Raw genomic sequence first — 18,988 nt, forward strand, 5'->3', positions numbered from 1 at the left:
CTAATAATCATTATTGTGGGTAATTGCCTGATTGAACGCAAGGCAGTTCATTGCGCATCACGTAAATTCTGTCACACGAATTTTTTAAAGTGTGACTTGTAATACTGGGGGTATGCCATCATATACACAAGGTGCTTTGGAAGCTGACCATACTGCAACTAAATCTATGATAAACCGTCTTGTTGAAGGAAATGGATCCCACAGGGCGCTGTAGGTAAAAGTAAGCAAGTATAAACAGTCCACCTGTCAAAACTAATCCCGGTTTAAGTGGGCTGCACATAATGAGTTGAGTATAAGCTTGAGGTTAAGATGAAACGAATCGTGCTATTTTTGATCACCAACCTGGCAGTCATGCTAGTGCTGGGGATTGTCCTGTCTATCGTCATGTCTGCGTTAGGTCTGTCTAACCGCAGTTACGGCGGTATGTTACTTATTGCCGGTGTATTCGGTTTTGGTGGAGCCTTCATTTCGCTGTTTATGTCGAAATGGATTGCCAAAAAATCAACGGGTGCCTACGTCATTGAGCAACCGCGCAATGAAAGTGAGCACTGGCTGGTGCAAACCGTTGCCAATCAGGCAAAGCAAGCAGGTATCGCAATGCCTGAAGTTGCCATTTACGACAGCCCTGAAATCAATGCGTTCGCAACAGGTCCTAGTAAAAACAACAGTCTGGTAGCGGTTAGTACTGGACTACTTCACAACATGACTCAGGATGAAGCTGAAGCAGTGCTGGCTCATGAAGTATGCCACGTTGCTAACGGTGATATGGTCACGCTGACCCTAATCCAGGGTGTCGTGAATACCTTTGTGATTTTCATCGCCAAAGTGCTGGCGAACTTAGTGGATGGCTTTCTCAATGGCGACGAGGAAAACAATGGCGTAAGCTGGACTTACATCATTTTTGATATGATTTTCCAGATCCTGTTCGGTATTTTAGCATCAGTGATCGTTGCCTACTTCAGCCGTCAGCGAGAGTTTGCTGCTGACAAAGGCGCGGCAGAACTGGTCGGCGCACACAAAATGCGTGCGGCACTGGAACGTTTGCGCAACAACCATGAGTCACAACTTGAAGGTTCTATGATGGCCTTTGGTATCGCCTCAGGTAAGAGTTTGTCGGAGATGTTTGCTTCTCACCCACCACTGGAGCAACGTATTCAGGCGCTGCGCTAAACAGCATGGCTGAGAAAGAAAAAGGCTTCGCAGTGCGAAGCCTTTTTTGTATAAGTGCCATTTCGACTAATACCAATTTGCTTAATTAAGTGTTCTATTTTGAGGCGAGAAAATATTGTCGATAACATCACTCTCGCGTCCTGCTATCACTGAGGCACCTACGTCCATGTAGGCGAGGCAAAAATTTGTGGACCTATGTCTAAGGTATAAGGTTCTAAATGAGAAATTTTTAACGCCGTTAGCGTCATATTTGCTCCTTCAAATAGACCAGGTATTAAGTGAAATTGGTATAAACCGACAAGCTACTTTTCAATCCAGGGAGTCACCGTCACGACTTCACTTAGCGTGTTAAAGCGCGCAGTATCATTTTCCCAGTCATCGGTTACCTTGAACTGACAAACCTGCTTTTCACAGGTCACGCCGGGTGCCGACAAGTTTGGCTCACTGGCAAATGTTACCTTCACGCCCTGTTGCTCAGGTAACAAAAAGCCCATTAGCTTGCTGACAAAAAAGCCTGACAAGTCAGACAGTAGCTCGTCAAACTCATGATGCAGCTGATATAAGCGCTGCTTGGTCAGATGCGTATTCGTGAAGTACGCGGACTCAATCTGAAATTTAATCTGACAGTCATGTTGTGGATCCAATGGTTCAACAACAATAACCGCTTTATCTTTATCGAGTTTTTCACTAAATGGCAGCAACAATTGTGCTTCTTGCGTATAGTTGAGCGGCTGTTCACTGGTTTCAGTGACAATTTTTCCTGCCTTGATCCCGCACGGGGCCAAAGTCGCAATGTCTACCAGATAAAAATTTACCCGGGCAAATTCAAACTCACCCTTTTCAATCACCTTGAGGCGGTCATAAAACCCGTCATACGAAACCACAAACTCTTCTTGTGCCTGTACGTCAGTGGCAACACTTGCCAGTCCCAGCAGCAGTGCCAGTAAATTACTCTTCATCAAAATAAGCCTTGTTGTGTCTTATCATATCGTTAAGTTCTTCAATATAATGCACGCCCCGCTCTGAATATGACAAGAGTCCTGCGGTCAATGCCGTTGCTTCTATCGGCTTTTTTTGCTCGCGTAGCTGAGCACGAGTGGCCCTCAGTTCCTTATACGCATCGTGCGTATTGATATTTCTGAAATAAGATTTGACCGATGCCCGAACCGACTGGAACGCAGCCACTTCGTGTACGGCTTCGTCACTACGGCGTTTTGGGATCATGCCGCACCCTTTTCGATAACACCACTGACCAAAAAAGTTTAGCCCAATACGTGCAAATCGTGACGTGCCCCAGGCAGACTCATTAGCCGCCTGCATTAGCGCCAGCTCTTTAGGGATAATATCCACCCGCGTTAACGCCCGTTTGAGGTTCTCTATGGAAATGGTGTCATCTTCTATTCTGTAGAGTTCAAACACCTGATCAATCCTTTGCTGCTGAATATCACTGAGCGGCTCTTCAAACTGCAGCATCATCAACGCAATTTCTATGCTTGCACGTTGTTGCAAGATCAATTCATTCTCTGCTTCAACATGTGGCTTAATAAAATCGAAGAACTGTTTCTTCTTGGTGGCGATATCACGGATTTCCCCAAACTCTGGTAGCTTCACCGAATGTAATGGCTGTTCCACTTCCTTAACCTGCGGCTCAGTCACAACGACTTCGGGCTCGGGCTCTGGCGGTGGGGGGGCTGGGGGTTTGACAATAAATGGATACAAAATCGCGAATATTGAAATCGCGGCAATAATAAACTTCACTAGTAAACGCATGATTCTCCTCACACTAGTACCAACTACCAACTCAAAGTGTCGAAAAAACACAGTGATATAGGCATGACTACGCAGGTTTTCTGAAAATCCCTAACAGAATGTCCCTGCTGTACTTTGCTCTTTCATTTTCAAATTAGCGGACAATGATACCAAAATTTACCACTAAACGCGAATTTCTGCATTTTATCGTGGCCACCACTACCTGATGGACACGAACTCACCTAGTGCTTTGATTACTTTTTCTTTTATACCGGCATATTCCGTGGATATACTGAACACAGTAGCGTTTTGAATAAAGGACACCTATGAGTCAGTCACCCTGGCAACAAAGACAGCTGGATCAAAAAAAATATCGCCCTAATGACAACCGCTCAGCCTGGCAGATTGATCGCTCCCGGATCATCCACGCGGCAGCATTCAGGCGCTTACAATCAAAAACACAGATTATGAGTATCGGCGTCAATGACTTTTACCGCACCCGCCTGACTCACTCACTGGAGGTTTCTCAGATAGGTACAGGGTTACTTCGCCATCTCAGAAATCAGCACCCCGAGTTTGCCTGGCTTCCCTCCTCCAGCCTGATGGAAACCATCTGCCTTGCACACGATATTGGCCACCCACCTTTTGGTCACGGCGGAGAAATCGCGCTGAATTATCTATTGCGCGATCATGGCGGCTTTGAAGGCAATGCACAAACTCTACGGATTGTGACTAAACTAGAGCCCTACTCCAAAGGGTATGGTATGAATCTGACCCGCCGAACTTTACTCGGGTTTATAAAATATCCGGCTGTGATCGATGAGCTATGTCTTAGCATGCCACAGCCCGATCCCAGTCAACGCTTTATCTATACCCAACAATGGCTACCAGCCAAAGGCATTTATCAGTGTGACAAAGACGTACTGGATTGGATCCTCTTACCCTTCAATGAAGACGATCGAACTTTGCTGCAAAGCCATGTACCAGTCAATGAATTTAAAGCCAAGACTCGCTTCAAATCGCTCGATAGCGCCATCATGGAATACGCCGATGATTTCGCCTATGCGGTGCATGATCTGGAAGATGCAATTGCCACCGAGACCCTGAGCGAGCGAGAGTGGCAACGATACGCCCTGCCTGAGTTGCAAAAAATCAATTCCCCATGGCTGGATGAGCATCTCGACAGTATCAGTGAACGACTGTTCTCGCACGATGAATCGCTGCGCAAAGATGTGATTGGCGAGCTGGTGAATTTGTTTATCGTCAACTGCGAACTGACTATTCAGGATACTGAATTCAGCGATCCGCTGCTGCGTCATACCGTGAAGCTCTCAGACGAATTTGAAGCTATTCTGGGAGTACTCAAACACTTTGTGTTTTCTCGCCTTATACGCGACCCCAAAATGCAACAAATTGAATTCAGCGGCCAAAACATGTTGATTGATTTATTTGGTGCATTCCAGAGCGATCCGTTGCGATTACTGCCCTATACAACCCAGGCGCATTTCACTCAAGCCTCCGATGAAAGAGCGCAAATGCGTGTACTGGCCGACTATCTTTCCGGCATGACAGATGAGTATGCAAGACGTTGTTATCAGCGTTTGTTCGGTAACACTGGTATGCAATCCCCAATAAAAAGCGGCCCATCTATGTGAGCCGCTTCGCAAAGAAAAAACCAAACTGTTGAAAAATTCAAACGTCTACTCTGGATAAAATATCCGCTGATATAGCGCGGGATCTTTTATACCCAAACCAGAAATATATTCATTTATCTCAATAGTCCGCTTATTACTCAGTTTCTGTACCGCACAGCGTTTCATCATTAACTGATGTAGCTCCATTTGCGCTTTCGCAAAATGGTTTTCTGCACTGGCCAGCGCATCAAGAGACGCTTTTTCCGCTCCTTTGATCCGTGCAATCCCGGCACGTAAACAGTATCCATATCCTCTTGCTGATTGTGCTATCTCTTTCAGCAGGCCCTTTGCATCCTGTTCTGCAACTTTAAGCATTTTGGATGCCATCGACGGGTCGTGTTGTGCGCGAGCAAGTGCCACCCTGCCATGCAAAAACAAGTAGTCCGTCCTAACAGAAATCGAGCCAAATAAGCCGGCACGCTTTGCCTGACGAAGATCTTCACGCAATTTCACCCAAGTATCTTCGATGTTCCCCGTCATCAGACCAATTTGAATTAAGGCTTTCGATGCAACCCAATGCTGATAGGTAAACTCGGCAAGCGGCCATGACGCTATCGCGTCATTGATAATGCCCCTGCCTTGCTCCATCTCACCATTAGCGGCATGATAAACACCCATAAACATATTCAGCTCAACCAAAGAGAAATGGTCTCCCCGAGATTTTGCATCCAGGATCCATTGTGGCACCAACTCACCGATCTTGTGTACACGACCCATTAACCAAAAAATATGTGTCGCCGTTGTTCGTGCTATCACAGCGTTGTTCTGCGCATCGAAAATTTTGGTAGAAAACTGCTCCTCGGCATGCATTATCATTTCGATACTTGCCTGGTATTCACTCTGGATTGAAAGAGACACTCCCTCTAGGAGAGTTCGGTGCATTTTATACTCGGGTTCTGTGAGGCTCTCTCCCAACTGACTGGCCTGCTCGAAGATCCGCGAGCTAATCTTCTTATGTCTTACCGTACCGCAATAAGACAGGGCAAATGCGTAGATATTTAACCCTTGAACCGTCCGTTTCAAATCCTTTTTATTAATGGCCAAACGCAAGCTCAGTAATGAAAAGTACAATCCCCTGATAGGATCCCAGTTGCTTAAAGAGTTCGCCACAGAAAAGACCAGCTCTATTTTCGGATCTGAGACTTCAGCGCTTAATTTCTCCTTTTTAAGCCACCTGCGCCTAACTTCAAGTACCACGATACTCCAGATTATCCGAAGCATCGCTGTTTTTGTCGAACCCGGATAAGGTAATCGCCATTTTTTTAATAGCGGTTTGAAGAGATCTTCACCCTTTTCAATGTGACCACCATACATAAACTGACTGGCGGCCATGCCATTTAATCGGGCCCGTTCTGAGTCGCAGAGACCGTCTGTTTTTGCCAGTTCAGCAAAAAGTTCTGCAGCCTGAACCCCATAGCCGCCCCTGGATAAAGCGATGGCTCTTCGCTCAGTTAACCCATACGCTTCTGCCTGCCTGCTATCTGGCAACCAGGAAATCACCTGATGACAGATGTCTGCCTCCCGACCAAAAGCCAACGCCAGTTCAGCTTCGTCGGCAGCATGTATCATGCAATCAATAGCGCGTTGTGTTTGGCCAGACTGGTAAAACAGTTGTCCCAAAAACGCATTATCCGATTTACAATCTTCAGCTAATGCCGCAGCCAATTTACCTGCTCTGACCCTCAAAAGCGCACTACACTCGATCGACAATATTGATTCTCGAATTTGATCGTGGAAGCACTGTACATGGCCTCCAGCTTGCACGACTAAAAGTCGCTGAGCGCGCAAACAGGTAAAGGTAAAATCATCAATATGGATATCACCTACAATGGAGAGGATCGTATCTGCCTTTACAGGTTGGCCCGCAATGGCAACGAAACTTAGGATTTCTCTCGACTCGGGAGACAACTCATTGAGTCGCAGCTGTATGATCGCATGGCCATCTATCTCATCCATGTCAGATTGCAGGCCAAAATGAAGTAACTGCTCCATTAAAAAAGGGACACCTCTACTGATTCGCACAATATCATGCGCACTGTCAGACTTAGCAGCCTGACTATCCTCAAGTAAAGCCTCCAGCATTTCAGTACTTTGGATTGGTGTTAGTGGATTTACCGTGATGCACTCGAATGTGACAGGGCAGTCTGGTGCGTGCTGAAACCGTTCGAGCACAGCAGCAAATCGATTCTCTTCTGAAACTTCGGTACGCTTACTCAGAATAATAAACGGACACTTTTCAGGTAAATACTCTAAAAAGCTGACCAGCAATTGTGCACTATCTTCATCACCCCATTGAATATCATCCAGGAACAAAATGACTTGCTGCTTATTCACCAACAAGGACAAGCTATTTGCCAGTGCTTTCATTGCCAGCGCACGACAATGCATCGCATCCATATTGGGATCGCACTTTCCATGCGAAACAAATCCACGCAGCACAGGAAATAAAATCGCCAAATACTGAAAACCATCGACAATATATCTGCACCGTATCTGAGGAGGGACTGCACTCAGGTATTGCGCAAAATCATCAATCAACATGTCCAACGCTTTGAATGGCACTGTTTCTCGCTCATGACATCGCCCTCGCAATACCACAACGTTGTCTAATGAATTTAGAAACTGCTCTACCAGGCTCGTTTTTCCTATACCTGGAGATCCCTCCACGCATATTAGCTGGTGCTGCCCTCCGGTGTGTGTACAAAACGCCTCATTCAGCATCTCCAGGTCTTTTTCACGGCCTACAAAAACTCTGGTCTCATCGGATACATCCGTCGTTGCTAAAAAGGCATCATTGGCATCAAACGCCGCCAGTACCTCTTTTCCTGTCGGTCGGTCGTGCGGATCGGGTGATAAAGCTCTGGCGAGGATAGCAATCAACGCCTTATGCAGGTGTTGATGCAGGATCGTAGAAACCTGCTTCTCAAACATTCCTTTGTCATCTGGTAATATAACCAGCTCTTTGGCGCTCCGCCCTGTCACCAGTTCAAGTATCACCACCGCAAAGCTATACCAGTCACTTGCCGCTGTCTGTACTTGCTCAGATAAACACTCAGGTGCCATGTACTTTGGCGTCCCCAACTGTTGCAGCGGTGTGTGGCCCCGTTGCGCGGTTTTCAACTGGGAAACACCGAAATCAAGCAGTTTCAGCTCACCACCTGAGGTGAGAATAATGTTGTTTGGCTTAATATCTAAGTGCAGTACACCCCCACCATGCAAGGCACATATGGCTCTGGCAAGTTGATGGGCAAGACTCAACACATCGAGCCTGAGTGGCGCAATATAGTCCTGTCTCGCAGGTGAACTGGGTATTGGTGAGTCAGTCGCAGACAAAGTACGCGTGGCCACTATGGTGTCGAGCATAGTATCGCTGTGACTTTGCGCGACAAAATGGCTGAGCAAGGAGCCTCTGATAAGCTCCATAACGATATAACACGCCCCTTCTATAAAGGTGAGGCCAAACAGACTCACTAAGTTTGGATGTGCTATCTGCGCGACTTGTCGATACTCCAGCTTGAACCGATAAAGCGACACAGGCTCAGTGCCCTGGATGGTTTTCAAGGCAACGAATCGATTGTTTGCCTCATCCCAGGCTTCATATACCACCCCCATCCCGCCGCGGCCTAATATGCCTCGAATGACGTAATCGCCAATACGGGATGGGTAGTTTACTGTTTGTTTGGAAAACACTGACAAGGTTACGACTCGCGGTTTTGTCCAAATAAACGCTTCAGGAAATCAACCTGGCGCGGATCGTCGCTGGTGAATCCATCCAGAATAGCCTGATACGTCTGCGGCGATACGCGAGCCACTTCAGCCAGCACATCAACAGCTATCTCATCATTGCTGTTAAACAACTGTGCTGCCCGTAACTTCAGCTGGGTGCCAATGCCGCCCTTGAGCTCACATTGCCTGGTTTCATCACCGAGTATGGCTGATATCAAACTGTCAATCTGGCTGTCGGAAATGACATGCAAAGCAGTCCCCAACTCTAAGAACGCCTCAATACCTCGGATAAATACGTAAGCGAGTGTTTTCACTTCATTCCAGCTTTTGCTGTAAGAAGACATAGGATCAGGCTGTGGTACTTCAAACCCGGCGCCCTGGATCCGCTGCTGTGCCGCATATTGGCCTGCATACAAGCCACCATTCATATAACCCAGGTCGAGTCGATTATCTGAGTACTGTGAAATGGGTACTATCCCAGCTTTTTCAGGCTGGCTGGACGCAAAAGCGAGAGTCGTATTCGGACTCTGATTATCTGCCTTTTCAGACTTCCCTTGCGAGTCTTTATCAACGTCTTTAGGGTTTATAAACGCCATAGCATTCGGCGTTTCAGGGTGCAGGTTACGTGCCACCTCAGAGGAGGTAAAATAGATAAGGTCTCGCCATGGCGTATTTGCAAAAGCCATCGCCGACTTGCCATCTTGCACAGGCTCAGTCAGGACGCCAGGCGCGAATACCGTATTTGGTCCGCCTCCTATAAATGCGCCTTTTTCAAAACCACTTTTGTCTGTTTGTTTGGCCCACAGATTAGCCGTGATGGCAATGGGGTCCATTGCGGGTTCATAATCATATTCACCGGTGAACAGATAACTAATGTGTTTAGTCAAAAAGTGCTTTAACGCCTCATCCGGGTCACTGCCAGATTTAGCGATTGACGCTTCCAGCTCAGTAATTTGATCGCCAATGGTAAAGGTCATTAGACAAGGTCTTGGCTGACCATTCGCATCACAGGCTGTATTGTCCATGGTCCACAAAACCGGATATGACGCACCACCTGAGTAGCCCTGCCACCCGGTACCATCTATGTCATTCCACCAACTGGTCTCATAGAATACTTGTGCCTTCAAAGTTCTGCCCATCTTTTGATTCATGAGTACTTTGTAGGACTCGTCTAAATCTGCTGGCCACTGAATTTTGTTTGCTGTATGAGGTGATACAGCCACAATAAGCTTTTTCGCGCGATGGACGACTCCATCAGACAGGGTCAAACAAACCGGAAATTCAGCCTGCTCATCCACCGAAACAGATTCAATCACCTGCTCATAGTGAATGCTATCCTTGAAATCTTTGCTCATAAATTCCAGGACTTTTCCGAATCCACATCGCAACCAGTATTGCTGGGGGCCGTTTTTCGCATCGTTAACTTCATTGAAAAATCCGCCGTTACACGCACAATACCAGAAGAAATATAACGCTGATATTTCGCTTGGATTAACTGATAACAGGGCCTGAGCCGCGATGGTTATGGAATCAAGCGCCGTTGGTGTCATATAACCACGGCGTGGTTTTTCATTCAGCCATTGCTCGAGTGTAATGGAGTCTAATTGTTTAGCAGTATATAACCCATTGAAGTCTGACGCCCAGGGCTGGTCCACGTTGATACATGATTCAATATACAGGATATCAAGTGACACCAGGCCTATCGCAGCAACACTGCGTTTGCCGATACCGCTGGGTAACCCGGTAATACAATATGGCGTCTGGAACTTATTGAACGGAAACCGCTTTGGCTCGTTGTTCTCATCTCTGAGAATTAACACTTGCTCTGGAAAATCAAGTCTCTGTGCAAAGTTGTCTACAATATAGGGAGGTAACGTATCCTCATTGTACTCTGTGTCCGGTGTATCCGGATGTACATAATCAGGGTAGTGTGTTTTCAGCCAGGTATAAAACGGTTCCCCTTTAACCACAGACCATAAAGGCTCCTGCGACTCACCGATATATTGAGAGCCGTGTTCATATTCCACGCCGGGAGTATCAAGGTGCTGCGTGATTTTGAAACTGAAGTTTCGACCGCCGAGCCGATTACTTGCCTCGAGAATCGCAAAATCTTGCTGGTTTTTCTGTAGCTCGGCTGCCGCCGCTAAGCCGGTAAATCCTGCACCGATAATAATGGTATCTTTGTTCATGTACGTCTCCCTCTCTTGAAATTGACTGCCAGTGAAACAGACAGCGACTAGTGAGATTTAGGTTAATATTCGCCTTATAAGCGATAGTATAACAACCTTAACAGTGAACAAAATATCTTATAAAGCAAAGGCTTGAGCAACACCAAATGTATTGAATGATTTTCATCATTATTCTGGTTTAGTCTATATATTAGTAGAAACGCAATAATTGGATGAGTTTGAACATTAAAAATATTCAAGTTTATTTAGCGGTGTGTTGAAGGATCATTAAATAGAAACTAACTTCAGGAAGGAGTACGGGCCCAGGACAGGCCTCGTACTGTACGACATATGGCAGTTAATCTGACAGACCAGACACAGGCGTGTTGCCCACCACCATCTCTGTCACGGGCATGCTCTGGCGCAGTGCCACAGTATTCGCCGCGGTATTACCCAAGAACACGGTTTGCGCCCCTTTCGTAAAACTATCGTTGTGGATGCACTGAGGACGAATAGCGAGCGCACTCCCATCGTTTGGTACCTCAAACACAGTGAAGTGGTATTGCTCATTGGTGACGGTGCGATAATAGCCATCTTCGTGGCTGCAATTGAGCCTGCGACCGAGCAATATTCTGGAAACTGTCGGTTCTTTAAAGGCCGGGTCGATGCCTGTCGCCGGAAGCCAGATATGGGGGAAAGGGTGATGCTCGACAAACAAGCCTCCACCTTTAGTTGGGCTAAACTCATACTCAGTCACATACTCAGGTAGCTTCTGATCGTACTGAATGCCCCACAAATCCTGCGTGAAGCCTAAGTCAAACTGCTCGCCCGGCTGAAGTAACGTTCCACCATAGTAAGCGAGCGTCTCAAGGTAATTGCATTGCTCTTGTTCAGTTGAGCCAAATCGCAACAATGGAAATGTAAGCGATACCGGCTCGCCGGCACATTCAGGGTTGAGTATAAGCTGGCCTGTACTACCAAACACGTTAGAGGCGCCGTCCAGGCCAGCGATCCCCGCACCGTCCGTCGCAGCAGTCCAAAAACCACTTACCGCCAACGCATTGTCGGCCCCTGGCGGCTTACCAGTGCGCACACCGTGAAGCTGGTTAAGACGCGTGATGAGATCCCCCTCTGGGTTAAGTGGTGCCCTGTCGCTTTGAATCACTTGGTTCGCTGCATTTGGATCAAGGTGAACAATTGTGCCTGTCCGAATTGGGCCAAACAATCCGGTGGTAGTTTGCAATAGGTGTGTGCCTACTTTACGGTCAAGCACTGCCCCGTTTAAAAACTCAAAGTTATTATCCAAATCAGCATCGGACACACCTTGAGTAACATATTGCCAGCGCGGCTCTTTCATCTGCTGAGCCCGATACTCAGCCAGCGTTTCCCCTCCAAACCCCATGACCCTTTTAATTGTAACATGCGACATGTTTGTGCTCCTTAACGCGTAACTTGCTTTGCTCTGTGGTTGTAGGTGCCAAATAGCACCCAATCAGAGTAGAGTCGAAAATTGACTTTTTTGCCATTACGACCCATTACGTGGAAGTGCTTTATGGCCGGGAGATTCTTTGCTAATGTACCTATTTTAATCAGGTTGCTTAGACAATGAGAAATACGGTACCGGAAGCTTGGTATTTGGTGATATTAATCGTGGCGGTAGTTGTACTGCCATTTATTGTTGGTTTGCTCACTATGAAGATATACAGGCACTTCAGGCCTTTTGAGCGGAATGGGCAAGACAGTATCGGCTTGGCTGATCTGACCGAGAACAGAGACGGCTTTTTCAAACTCTTTTTTGTCGGACTGCTTATCTGCCTGCCCGTCTTTTTATTCTTCTATCAAGCCGGCTAAGGTCTGCCGGCTTGATAGAAGATAAAGTGTTGCTGTATTTATAAACCGAACACCACTTTTTCACTTTTCAGCATTCTGCTACTCAGGTAAGTGAACAGCCCAAACAATGCCAAAGTAGACGCCGACGCCACTGCCAGCGGTGCCAATGGTAAGGCGTTACCTTTGATCAGTTCAATCATCGCGTACTGCTGTGCAGCAATCGGCAACCATTGAATTGTCTCCGTGGCGATATCGTAGCTGGTCATCATACTCAGGCCCACTGGTACCATCAGTACCATAGTGACGTAGGACTGTGCCTCTTTAAACGACTTTGCCATAAAAGAGACGAAGATAAGCATACTGGCAGACATGAGTGCGATTGGAATACCGATGATCAGGCTAACCACCATGAAGCGCTGATCCAGGGTAATACTAAATCCCAGCTGCTCCCAGGCCACCATGGCATAAGCAAACTTTGATACGATCAGCACCAGGGCCAGACCCAGAACCGAAAAAGTCGCAATCGCGGCAACTTTGGCCAGCACAATCTGCATACTACTGAGCGGATGACTGAGCAATAGTGCCAGTGAATTACGTTCACGCTCGCCTGCACTGGTATCTATGCCTAAGTTCATCGCAGAATAAAAAACCGCAATGATAATAGACAAAGTGACAATTCCCAGAAACAAACCGCCTTTGGCATCTGGCGTGGCCTGATCCTGCGTTTGTACATCCAGGGCACGCATCAACCCCGGATCAATCCCCCTAGCCACCAAACGTAATCCCGCTACTTCGCTGTTATACCTTAGCAATGCCGTTTCCAGTCGCCGGACCGACTTTATCAGCTTGCTATCAGACTTATCAGCAACAATCACCACTGTTGCACTGCGACCTGTCGCCATATCCTGTTGATATGCGTCATCAATCTCCAGGTGGATAGGTTTTGTATCAGCTTCATCACTGTGGCTTATGTCGACACTGTCAAGATACTGCACGAGATTAGGTGCACGTTCAGCACCAGAAATGGTGATCTTAAGTGCTTCAGGTGAAGCCATTTGTTGTAACAGTATTGAAAACAGCAAACACATCACGATCGGCGCGCCAAACGCATAATAAAGCCCGGCCATGACCGAACGTTTATCGCGATACGCATCCAGTAGCTCTTTCTTGAACAGGATATTGACTTGCTTCATCATGCCGCTATCCCCTCGTCACTGCCGATCAGAGCAATAAAAGCCTCTTCCAGGCTCGATTTGGCCGTTTGTTCACACAACTGCGTAGGTGTGCCTTGCGCAACCACTTTGCCTTTTGCCATGACCACCACATGATCACACAGGGCTGCCACCTCCTGCATCACATGGCTGGAAAACAACACGCAATGTCCCTGAGCCTTGAGCATCAATAATAACTCTCTGAGTACACGGGTACTCATAACATCCAGACCGCGTGTTGGTTCATCAAGAATGATGTTGCGTGGCTGATGAACGATTGCCTGCGCAAGTGCCGTTTTCATTCGCTGGCCCTGGGAAAAGCCCTGACAGCGCCTGTCAGCAATGTCCATCATTTGCAACTGCTCAATCACGCGTTGCGTAGCCGATATGGCCTGTGATTTGGCCATCCCGCTCAGCTCGGCATAAAACTGAATATACTCTCTGGGTGTCAAGCGTTCATACAAACCACACGGGTCCGGAAACAAACCAAGCTGCTGCTTGGCTGCCATGGGATCCTCATGAACTTTAATCCCGTCTATTTCTGCGTATCCCTGATCTGCCTGTAATAATCCAAACACTGTCCTCAGACAGGTTGTTTTGCCTGCACCATTGGGGCCAAGCAACCCAGTGATCTGGCCATTCTCTGCACTGAAACTCAGTCCGTCCAGCGCATTCACCGACGCGATTTGTTTTTGTAGATTATGCACAGTGATCATATTACGGCTCCTCTTTAACTAATACTGGACCATTGGGATTCATAAAATACCGTTTCACTGCTGTTTTACTCAAACAACTGGCATCCAGTCTCTTTAGTTCACCATGATCAATAAATTCAGCGACCAGTTTGTCAGCACAGCTTTGTGCAGCCACACCATGTGTTGCTTCTTCGGCAATCAGATGACGCGCATTAGCCATATTTTCCATCGCCAGCTCTGCCCACTCAGGTGGTGTTGCGGGATCTAACCCGCCAGATAACAATAACGTTGGTATACTAGTCGTTAATGGTTGATAGAAGGTTTTGTCTACGGCATCAACCTGCCAAACAGGACAGCTTGCATCGAGCGACTCTATCATCATGCGACCGAAGTAGGTCGCTGAAAACCGCGCTCGTTCTTGAGGTGTCAGCACAGGCCAGTCCTCACCGCACACAATGGCACTGTGCATACCCATAGCCAGCGAACCAAACGCCGAATCACTGCCCATCAGGCCCACCAATGGCAAATAGTTTTCTCTGCTAGCTTCGCTAATAGCCAACGGTACCAGAGCGCGCGTAGTATGACTGTAAAGCGCCATGCGAACGGCCGAGCGTACTTTACTCTGTGTCAAAACCAGCGGGATGGGTCGATGTGTTCTGGGATGTGGGATCTGAACGATTGCCGGTTGCGCTTCTAACTGAGTTATTAGAGTTTGATACTGTTGGTCCAGCTTGGGATACTGCTGACGGCAATCTGCTTTTTCAGCACAATCGATAAAAATTGCCTGCAATGACTTATCAATGGCTTCACCTATGGCAACCAGACTTTGCTGCATAGGCACTACCCCGTCCAACGTCGCACTTGCCACTGCTTGCGGATAGCGGCGCATATATTCCTGCGCAATTCGTGTTCCATAAGAAGCGCCAAACAGGTGCAGCTTTTGATATCCCAGTGCCAGTCTCACCGCTTCAAAATCACTGGCTGCGGCAACCGTCGTAAAATGGCTCAGATCCGTATTGAGTTTCGTTTTACACTTTTGGGTTTCGTCACGGCTATATTCAAAAATAGGCAAAGCATCATCATTGAAGGCAAACTGCGCCTCAAGTGGGTCCATGTCACATTGCAACAAGGTGGACTTACCCGTGCCCCGTTGATCCACCAGGATGATATCGCGATCTTCGCGAGCATATCGTAAGATCCGAGCAAATACGGCTGCAACCTCAATGGCCGACTGGCCCGGGCCTCCTGCAAATGCCAGGATGGCTTCCGATGGATGCACCTGCTTGATGGCCGGGATCACCGCAAAATGAATCCTGATTTTTTCATCGTTATCCTGTTCTGAAAGAGGTTGTTTAACGCTGCCACACATTAACCTGTCTGCCAGACCCTTAGTATAACAAGGTGTCAGATTGGCTGTGTCCAACGTAGTCGCGTGACTACCAGGAGCACCAAGCAGACCTAAAGCAATAAGACTGTGCCTGAACAGTGTGCGGATTCGTCCGCGATAATTGGTCATTATTCCGTCCTTAATCGCCCTCAAAAAAGGCCATAGATACGTCAAGTCGTTGAAGTATATCACTGTTAGAACAGCAGTTCCCTAATCATAAACACTCGATTTGTTGCAAAATCACATTCACTTATCTTCAGGAGTGATTTATTTCGTTGTTCTTTTTTTGTCTTTTGATTTAAAAACTCACTGTGACGAAACGTGACACTAAACACAAAAGGAAACATCAATGAAACTATTTTCAGCGCTGGCGAGCTTCGTTTTAGCCGCAACTTTAACTTCAATCTCCGCTGTAGCTGATGATGTGCAACAACAAAGCGCACCAGCCAGCCTGATAGCCGAACTGACACAAATGTGTGTTGAATGGGCTCAGGATGACGAAGTGGCAACCGATGCGCTACGCCAGTACGTTTTGCAGTGTGTTAACGAAGAGCTAACTGCCAGTGACTATCTGACCGTGACTGAAGTTGACATCTGATCCTCAAACAGTAAAAAGGCCAGCAAAGCTGGCCTTTTTTGTTATCTCTTGCTTGTCACCCAAGCAGACTCATTAAGATTTGGCGCTCTTGCGCTTTTTCTCTTCTTCGACCCACTTGCCGTTCGCATAAGTCGCTTTCCAGCCTGTGGCTTTGCCTTCCACTTCAGTCATCACGTACTGTGTTTTAGTTTTACGTGAATATCTGACAACGGCCAGGTTACCATCATTGTCCTGCTCCGGCGCATCCGCCAGATAATAGAACTTAGGCGAGATCCGATCTCTGAAACGCTTTAGCTCGGCCACTTTTGGTGCACGGGTTTCCCTGGATTTAGGGAATGTATGTGCCGCCAGGAAGATACCAGATGCACCGTCACGCAGCACAAAATAAGCTTCAGATTTCTCACAGGGTAGCTCTGGTAAGTGTACCGGATCTTCTTTTGGTGGCGCAGGCTCACCGCTTTTAAGTAGTTTACGTGTGTTCTTACAGTCATCACTGGTACAATCAAAGTACTTGCCGAAACGACCAGACTTAAGCTGCATATCCGAGCCACACTTATCACATTCAATCACCGGGCCATCATAGCCTTTGATTTTAAAGCTGCCTTCTTCAATGACGTAACCACTACAACCCGGGTTGTTACCACACACATGCAACTTGCGCTTTTCATCTATCAGATAGGAATCCATCGCGGTTTCACAGATAGGACAACGTTTCATCTGTCTCAGGCTTTCAGTTTCTGCGTCTTCAACATCAGCATCAACCGCTTCATCTCCGGGGATCAGGTTCATCGTGGTGGTACAGCGCTCTTTTGGTGGCAAGTTGTAGCCTGTACAGCCCAGGAATACCCCAGTGGACGCTGTGCGGATCCCCATCTTACGACCACAGGTTGGACAGTCAATGTCAGTCTCAACCATCACATTCTGGCGCATACCACCTTCCGCTTCTTCTTTACCGGCCAGATCGAGCTGGTTAGAGAAATCAGCGTAAAACTTATCAAGTACCTGAGTCCAGACTCGATCGCCTTCTGCGATTTCATCCAGGCGGTTTTCCATTTTGGCCGTAAAGTCAAAGTCCATCAGCTCATCGAAGTTTTCGATCAAGCGGTCAGTAACTATTTCGCCCATTTTCTCTGCATAAAAGCGGCGGTTTTCTACCCGCACATAGCCACGGTCCTGAATGGTCGAAATAATCGACGCATACGTTGAAGGACGACCAATGCCACGCTTTTCGAGCTCTTTAACCAGACTTGCTTCGCTGAAACGCGCCGGTGGCTTGGTAAAGTGCTGCTTCGGATCAAGTGCCTGCAACTGAACGATGTCACCCACTGCCACAGCGGGTAACGCCTGCTCTTCTTCATTTTTCTTACGGACTGCTGGCTGAACGCGTGTCCAACCGTCAAAACGTAACACACGGCCACGTGCCTTAAGTGTGTAATCGCCTGCACCTACGGTGATATTGGTCAGGTCATACTCTGCTGGGGTCATTTGACATGCCACAAACTGACGCCAGATAAGCTCATAGAGCTTCTTAGCGTCGGCATCTACGCCCTCAACATGGCCAGAAAGGATGTTCACATCTGAAGGACGAATTGCTTCGTGCGCTTCCTGTGCATTGTCTTTCGCACTGTATTTAATGGGGGCACCCGGCAAGTACTTATCGCCAAAGTTATCCTGAATATAGCCACGTGCCATTTCAACCGCATCATTCGATAAGTTGGTTGAGTCAGTACGCATATAGGTAATGTAACCCGCTTCGTACAAACGCTGTGCCAGCATCATGGTCTTTTTAACACCATAACCCAAGCGGGTGCTGGCGGCCTGTTGCATGGTTGACGTAATAAAAGGTGCACTCGGGCGGCTCTTACTGGGTTTCTCTTCAACCTTAACAACCTGATACTGCGCTTTTTGCAGTTCAGTAACGGCTTTATTGGCTTGCGTTTCGTTCAGCGGCTTAAACGCTTCACCCTGATATTTAGTCACAGCAAAACGAACATCCTGCTCTGCCAGTGCGGTATCTGCGTGAATATCCCAGAATTCTTCCGGAATAAAGGCTTTGATTTCACGTTCACGTTCAACCAGCAAGCGTACCGCCACAGACTGAACACGACCCGCTGACAATCCACGCGCGACTTTTTGCCATAGCAAAGGTGACACCATAAAGCCAACCACGCGGTCCAAAAAGCGTCGTGCCTGCTGCGCATACACCATGTCCGTGTTTAGCTGACCCGGTGCCTCAAACGCCTGTGTGATGGCATTTTTGGTGATTTCGTTAAATACAACACGTTTGTATTTACTTGCATCGGCACCAATCACTTCTTCCAGGTGCCATGCGATGGCCTCTCCCTCTCTATCCAAATCGGTTGCGAGATAGATGGTGTCGGCATTTTCTGCGAGCTTGGCCAGCTCCTGAACCACTTTTTCTTTGCCAGGTAACACTTCATAGTGCGGCTCCCAGCCCTTTTCCGGGTCTATCCCCATCCGGGCAACCAAGTTCGCGTAATCTTTCTTTTTTCTGTACTCAGCTTTTTCCTCTGGCGACATTTTTCTCACTTCAGCAGGAGATTTAGTTGCCAGACCTTTGGTTTTGCCTGCGCCTGAGGTAGGAAGATCACGGATATGACCGACACTGGATTTCACAATGTAGTCTTTACCCAGGTACTTATTGATAGTTTTTGCCTTTGCGGGAGACTCTACGATTACTAGCGATTTGCCCATAGCTGCCTATTTGACTTCTGTCTGGTTGTTGCCCTTCATTGGGCG

The 18,988-nt window shown here is 47.5% G+C and carries 13 protein-coding genes; 4 read left to right on the forward strand and 9 right to left on the reverse strand.

What is annotated here, in order from left to right:
* Window positions 1-309: 309 nt before the first annotated feature.
* A complete protein-coding gene (htpX, locus tag CWC22_RS11635) occupies window positions 310-1,170 on the forward strand; it encodes a protease HtpX (RefSeq protein ID WP_125564244.1) in 861 nt (286 codons plus the stop codon).
* A 302-nt stretch (window positions 1,171-1,472) separates the two neighbouring features.
* Here htpX and CWC22_RS11640 read toward each other — a convergent pair whose 3' ends face one another.
* On the reverse strand, window positions 1,473-2,129 hold the full coding sequence (locus tag CWC22_RS11640; RefSeq protein WP_138536412.1) for a DUF2987 domain-containing protein: 657 nt from the start codon (window positions 2,127-2,129) through the stop codon (window positions 1,473-1,475).
* Window positions 2,119-2,940, reverse strand: a complete 822-nt coding sequence (locus tag CWC22_RS11645) for a glucosaminidase domain-containing protein (RefSeq protein ID WP_419144607.1) — start codon at window positions 2,938-2,940, stop codon at window positions 2,119-2,121. Before CWC22_RS11645 ends, CWC22_RS11640 begins: the two co-directional genes overlap by 11 nt.
* Window positions 2,941-3,245: 305 nt before the next feature.
* Between CWC22_RS11645 and CWC22_RS11650 the strand changes: the two genes are divergently transcribed.
* Window positions 3,246-4,574 carry an anti-phage deoxyguanosine triphosphatase gene (locus tag CWC22_RS11650; protein ID WP_138536410.1) on the forward strand — a complete coding sequence of 443 codons (1,329 nt, stop codon included), beginning with the start codon at window positions 3,246-3,248 and terminating at the stop codon, window positions 4,572-4,574.
* Window positions 4,575-4,619: 45 nt separating this feature from the next.
* On the opposite strand, the gene CWC22_RS11655 is transcribed toward CWC22_RS11650, so the two are convergent.
* The 3 genes from CWC22_RS11655 to CWC22_RS11665 all read right to left on the reverse strand — a co-directional run bounded on the left by CWC22_RS11655 (window position 4,620) and on the right by CWC22_RS11665 (window position 11,936).
* The gene (locus CWC22_RS11655; RefSeq protein WP_195879824.1) at window positions 4,620-8,303 is read right to left on the reverse strand and encodes a serine/threonine-protein kinase PknK; all 3,684 of its coding nucleotides are present in this window, start codon (window positions 8,301-8,303) and stop codon (window positions 4,620-4,622) included.
* 8 nt (window positions 8,304-8,311) lie between these two features.
* The gene (locus CWC22_RS11660; RefSeq protein ID WP_138536405.1) at window positions 8,312-10,528 is read right to left on the reverse strand and encodes a flavin monoamine oxidase family protein; all 2,217 of its coding nucleotides are present in this window, start codon (window positions 10,526-10,528) and stop codon (window positions 8,312-8,314) included.
* A 337-nt stretch (window positions 10,529-10,865) separates the two neighbouring features.
* The gene (locus CWC22_RS11665; protein WP_138536403.1) at window positions 10,866-11,936 is read right to left on the reverse strand and encodes a hypothetical protein; all 1,071 of its coding nucleotides are present in this window, start codon (window positions 11,934-11,936) and stop codon (window positions 10,866-10,868) included.
* A gap of 176 nt (window positions 11,937-12,112) precedes the next feature.
* Here CWC22_RS11665 and CWC22_RS11670 point away from each other — a divergent pair, with 176 nt between their 5' ends.
* Window positions 12,113-12,358 (forward strand): hypothetical protein, encoded by a 246-nt coding sequence (locus tag CWC22_RS11670; protein ID WP_125564233.1) that lies wholly within the window; start codon window positions 12,113-12,115, stop codon window positions 12,356-12,358.
* A gap of 38 nt (window positions 12,359-12,396) precedes the next feature.
* Here the strand turns inward: CWC22_RS11670 and CWC22_RS11675 are convergent, their stop codons facing one another.
* The 3 genes from CWC22_RS11675 to CWC22_RS11685 are packed head-to-tail and all read right to left on the reverse strand — an operon-like array spanning window position 12,397 to window position 15,759.
* Window positions 12,397-13,533: an ABC transporter permease gene (locus CWC22_RS11675; protein WP_138536401.1), complete on the reverse strand. Its 1,137-nt coding sequence runs from the start codon at window positions 13,531-13,533 to the stop codon at window positions 12,397-12,399.
* On the reverse strand, window positions 13,530-14,264 hold the full coding sequence (locus CWC22_RS11680) for an ATP-binding cassette domain-containing protein (RefSeq protein WP_125564230.1): 735 nt from the start codon (window positions 14,262-14,264) through the stop codon (window positions 13,530-13,532). Before CWC22_RS11680 ends, CWC22_RS11675 begins: the two co-directional genes overlap by 4 nt.
* A 1-nt stretch (window position 14,265) precedes the next feature.
* On the reverse strand, window positions 14,266-15,759 hold the full coding sequence (locus CWC22_RS11685) for an alpha/beta hydrolase (RefSeq protein ID WP_138536399.1): 1,494 nt from the start codon (window positions 15,757-15,759) through the stop codon (window positions 14,266-14,268).
* Window positions 15,760-15,979: 220 nt separating this feature from the next.
* Between CWC22_RS11685 and CWC22_RS11690 the strand changes: the two genes are divergently transcribed.
* A complete protein-coding gene (locus CWC22_RS11690) occupies window positions 15,980-16,228 on the forward strand; it encodes a hypothetical protein (RefSeq protein ID WP_125564226.1) in 249 nt (82 codons plus the stop codon).
* 72 nt (window positions 16,229-16,300) lie between these two features.
* On the opposite strand, the gene topA is transcribed toward CWC22_RS11690, so the two are convergent.
* Window positions 16,301-18,943 (reverse strand): type I DNA topoisomerase, encoded by a 2,643-nt coding sequence (gene topA, locus CWC22_RS11695; protein WP_125564027.1) that lies wholly within the window; start codon window positions 18,941-18,943, stop codon window positions 16,301-16,303.
* Window positions 18,944-18,988 lie beyond the last annotated feature (45 nt).

It is taken from the genome of Pseudoalteromonas rubra (genome assembly GCF_005886805.2).
In the GTDB taxonomy this organism is placed as follows: Bacteria; Pseudomonadota; Gammaproteobacteria; order Enterobacterales; family Alteromonadaceae; genus Pseudoalteromonas; species Pseudoalteromonas rubra_D.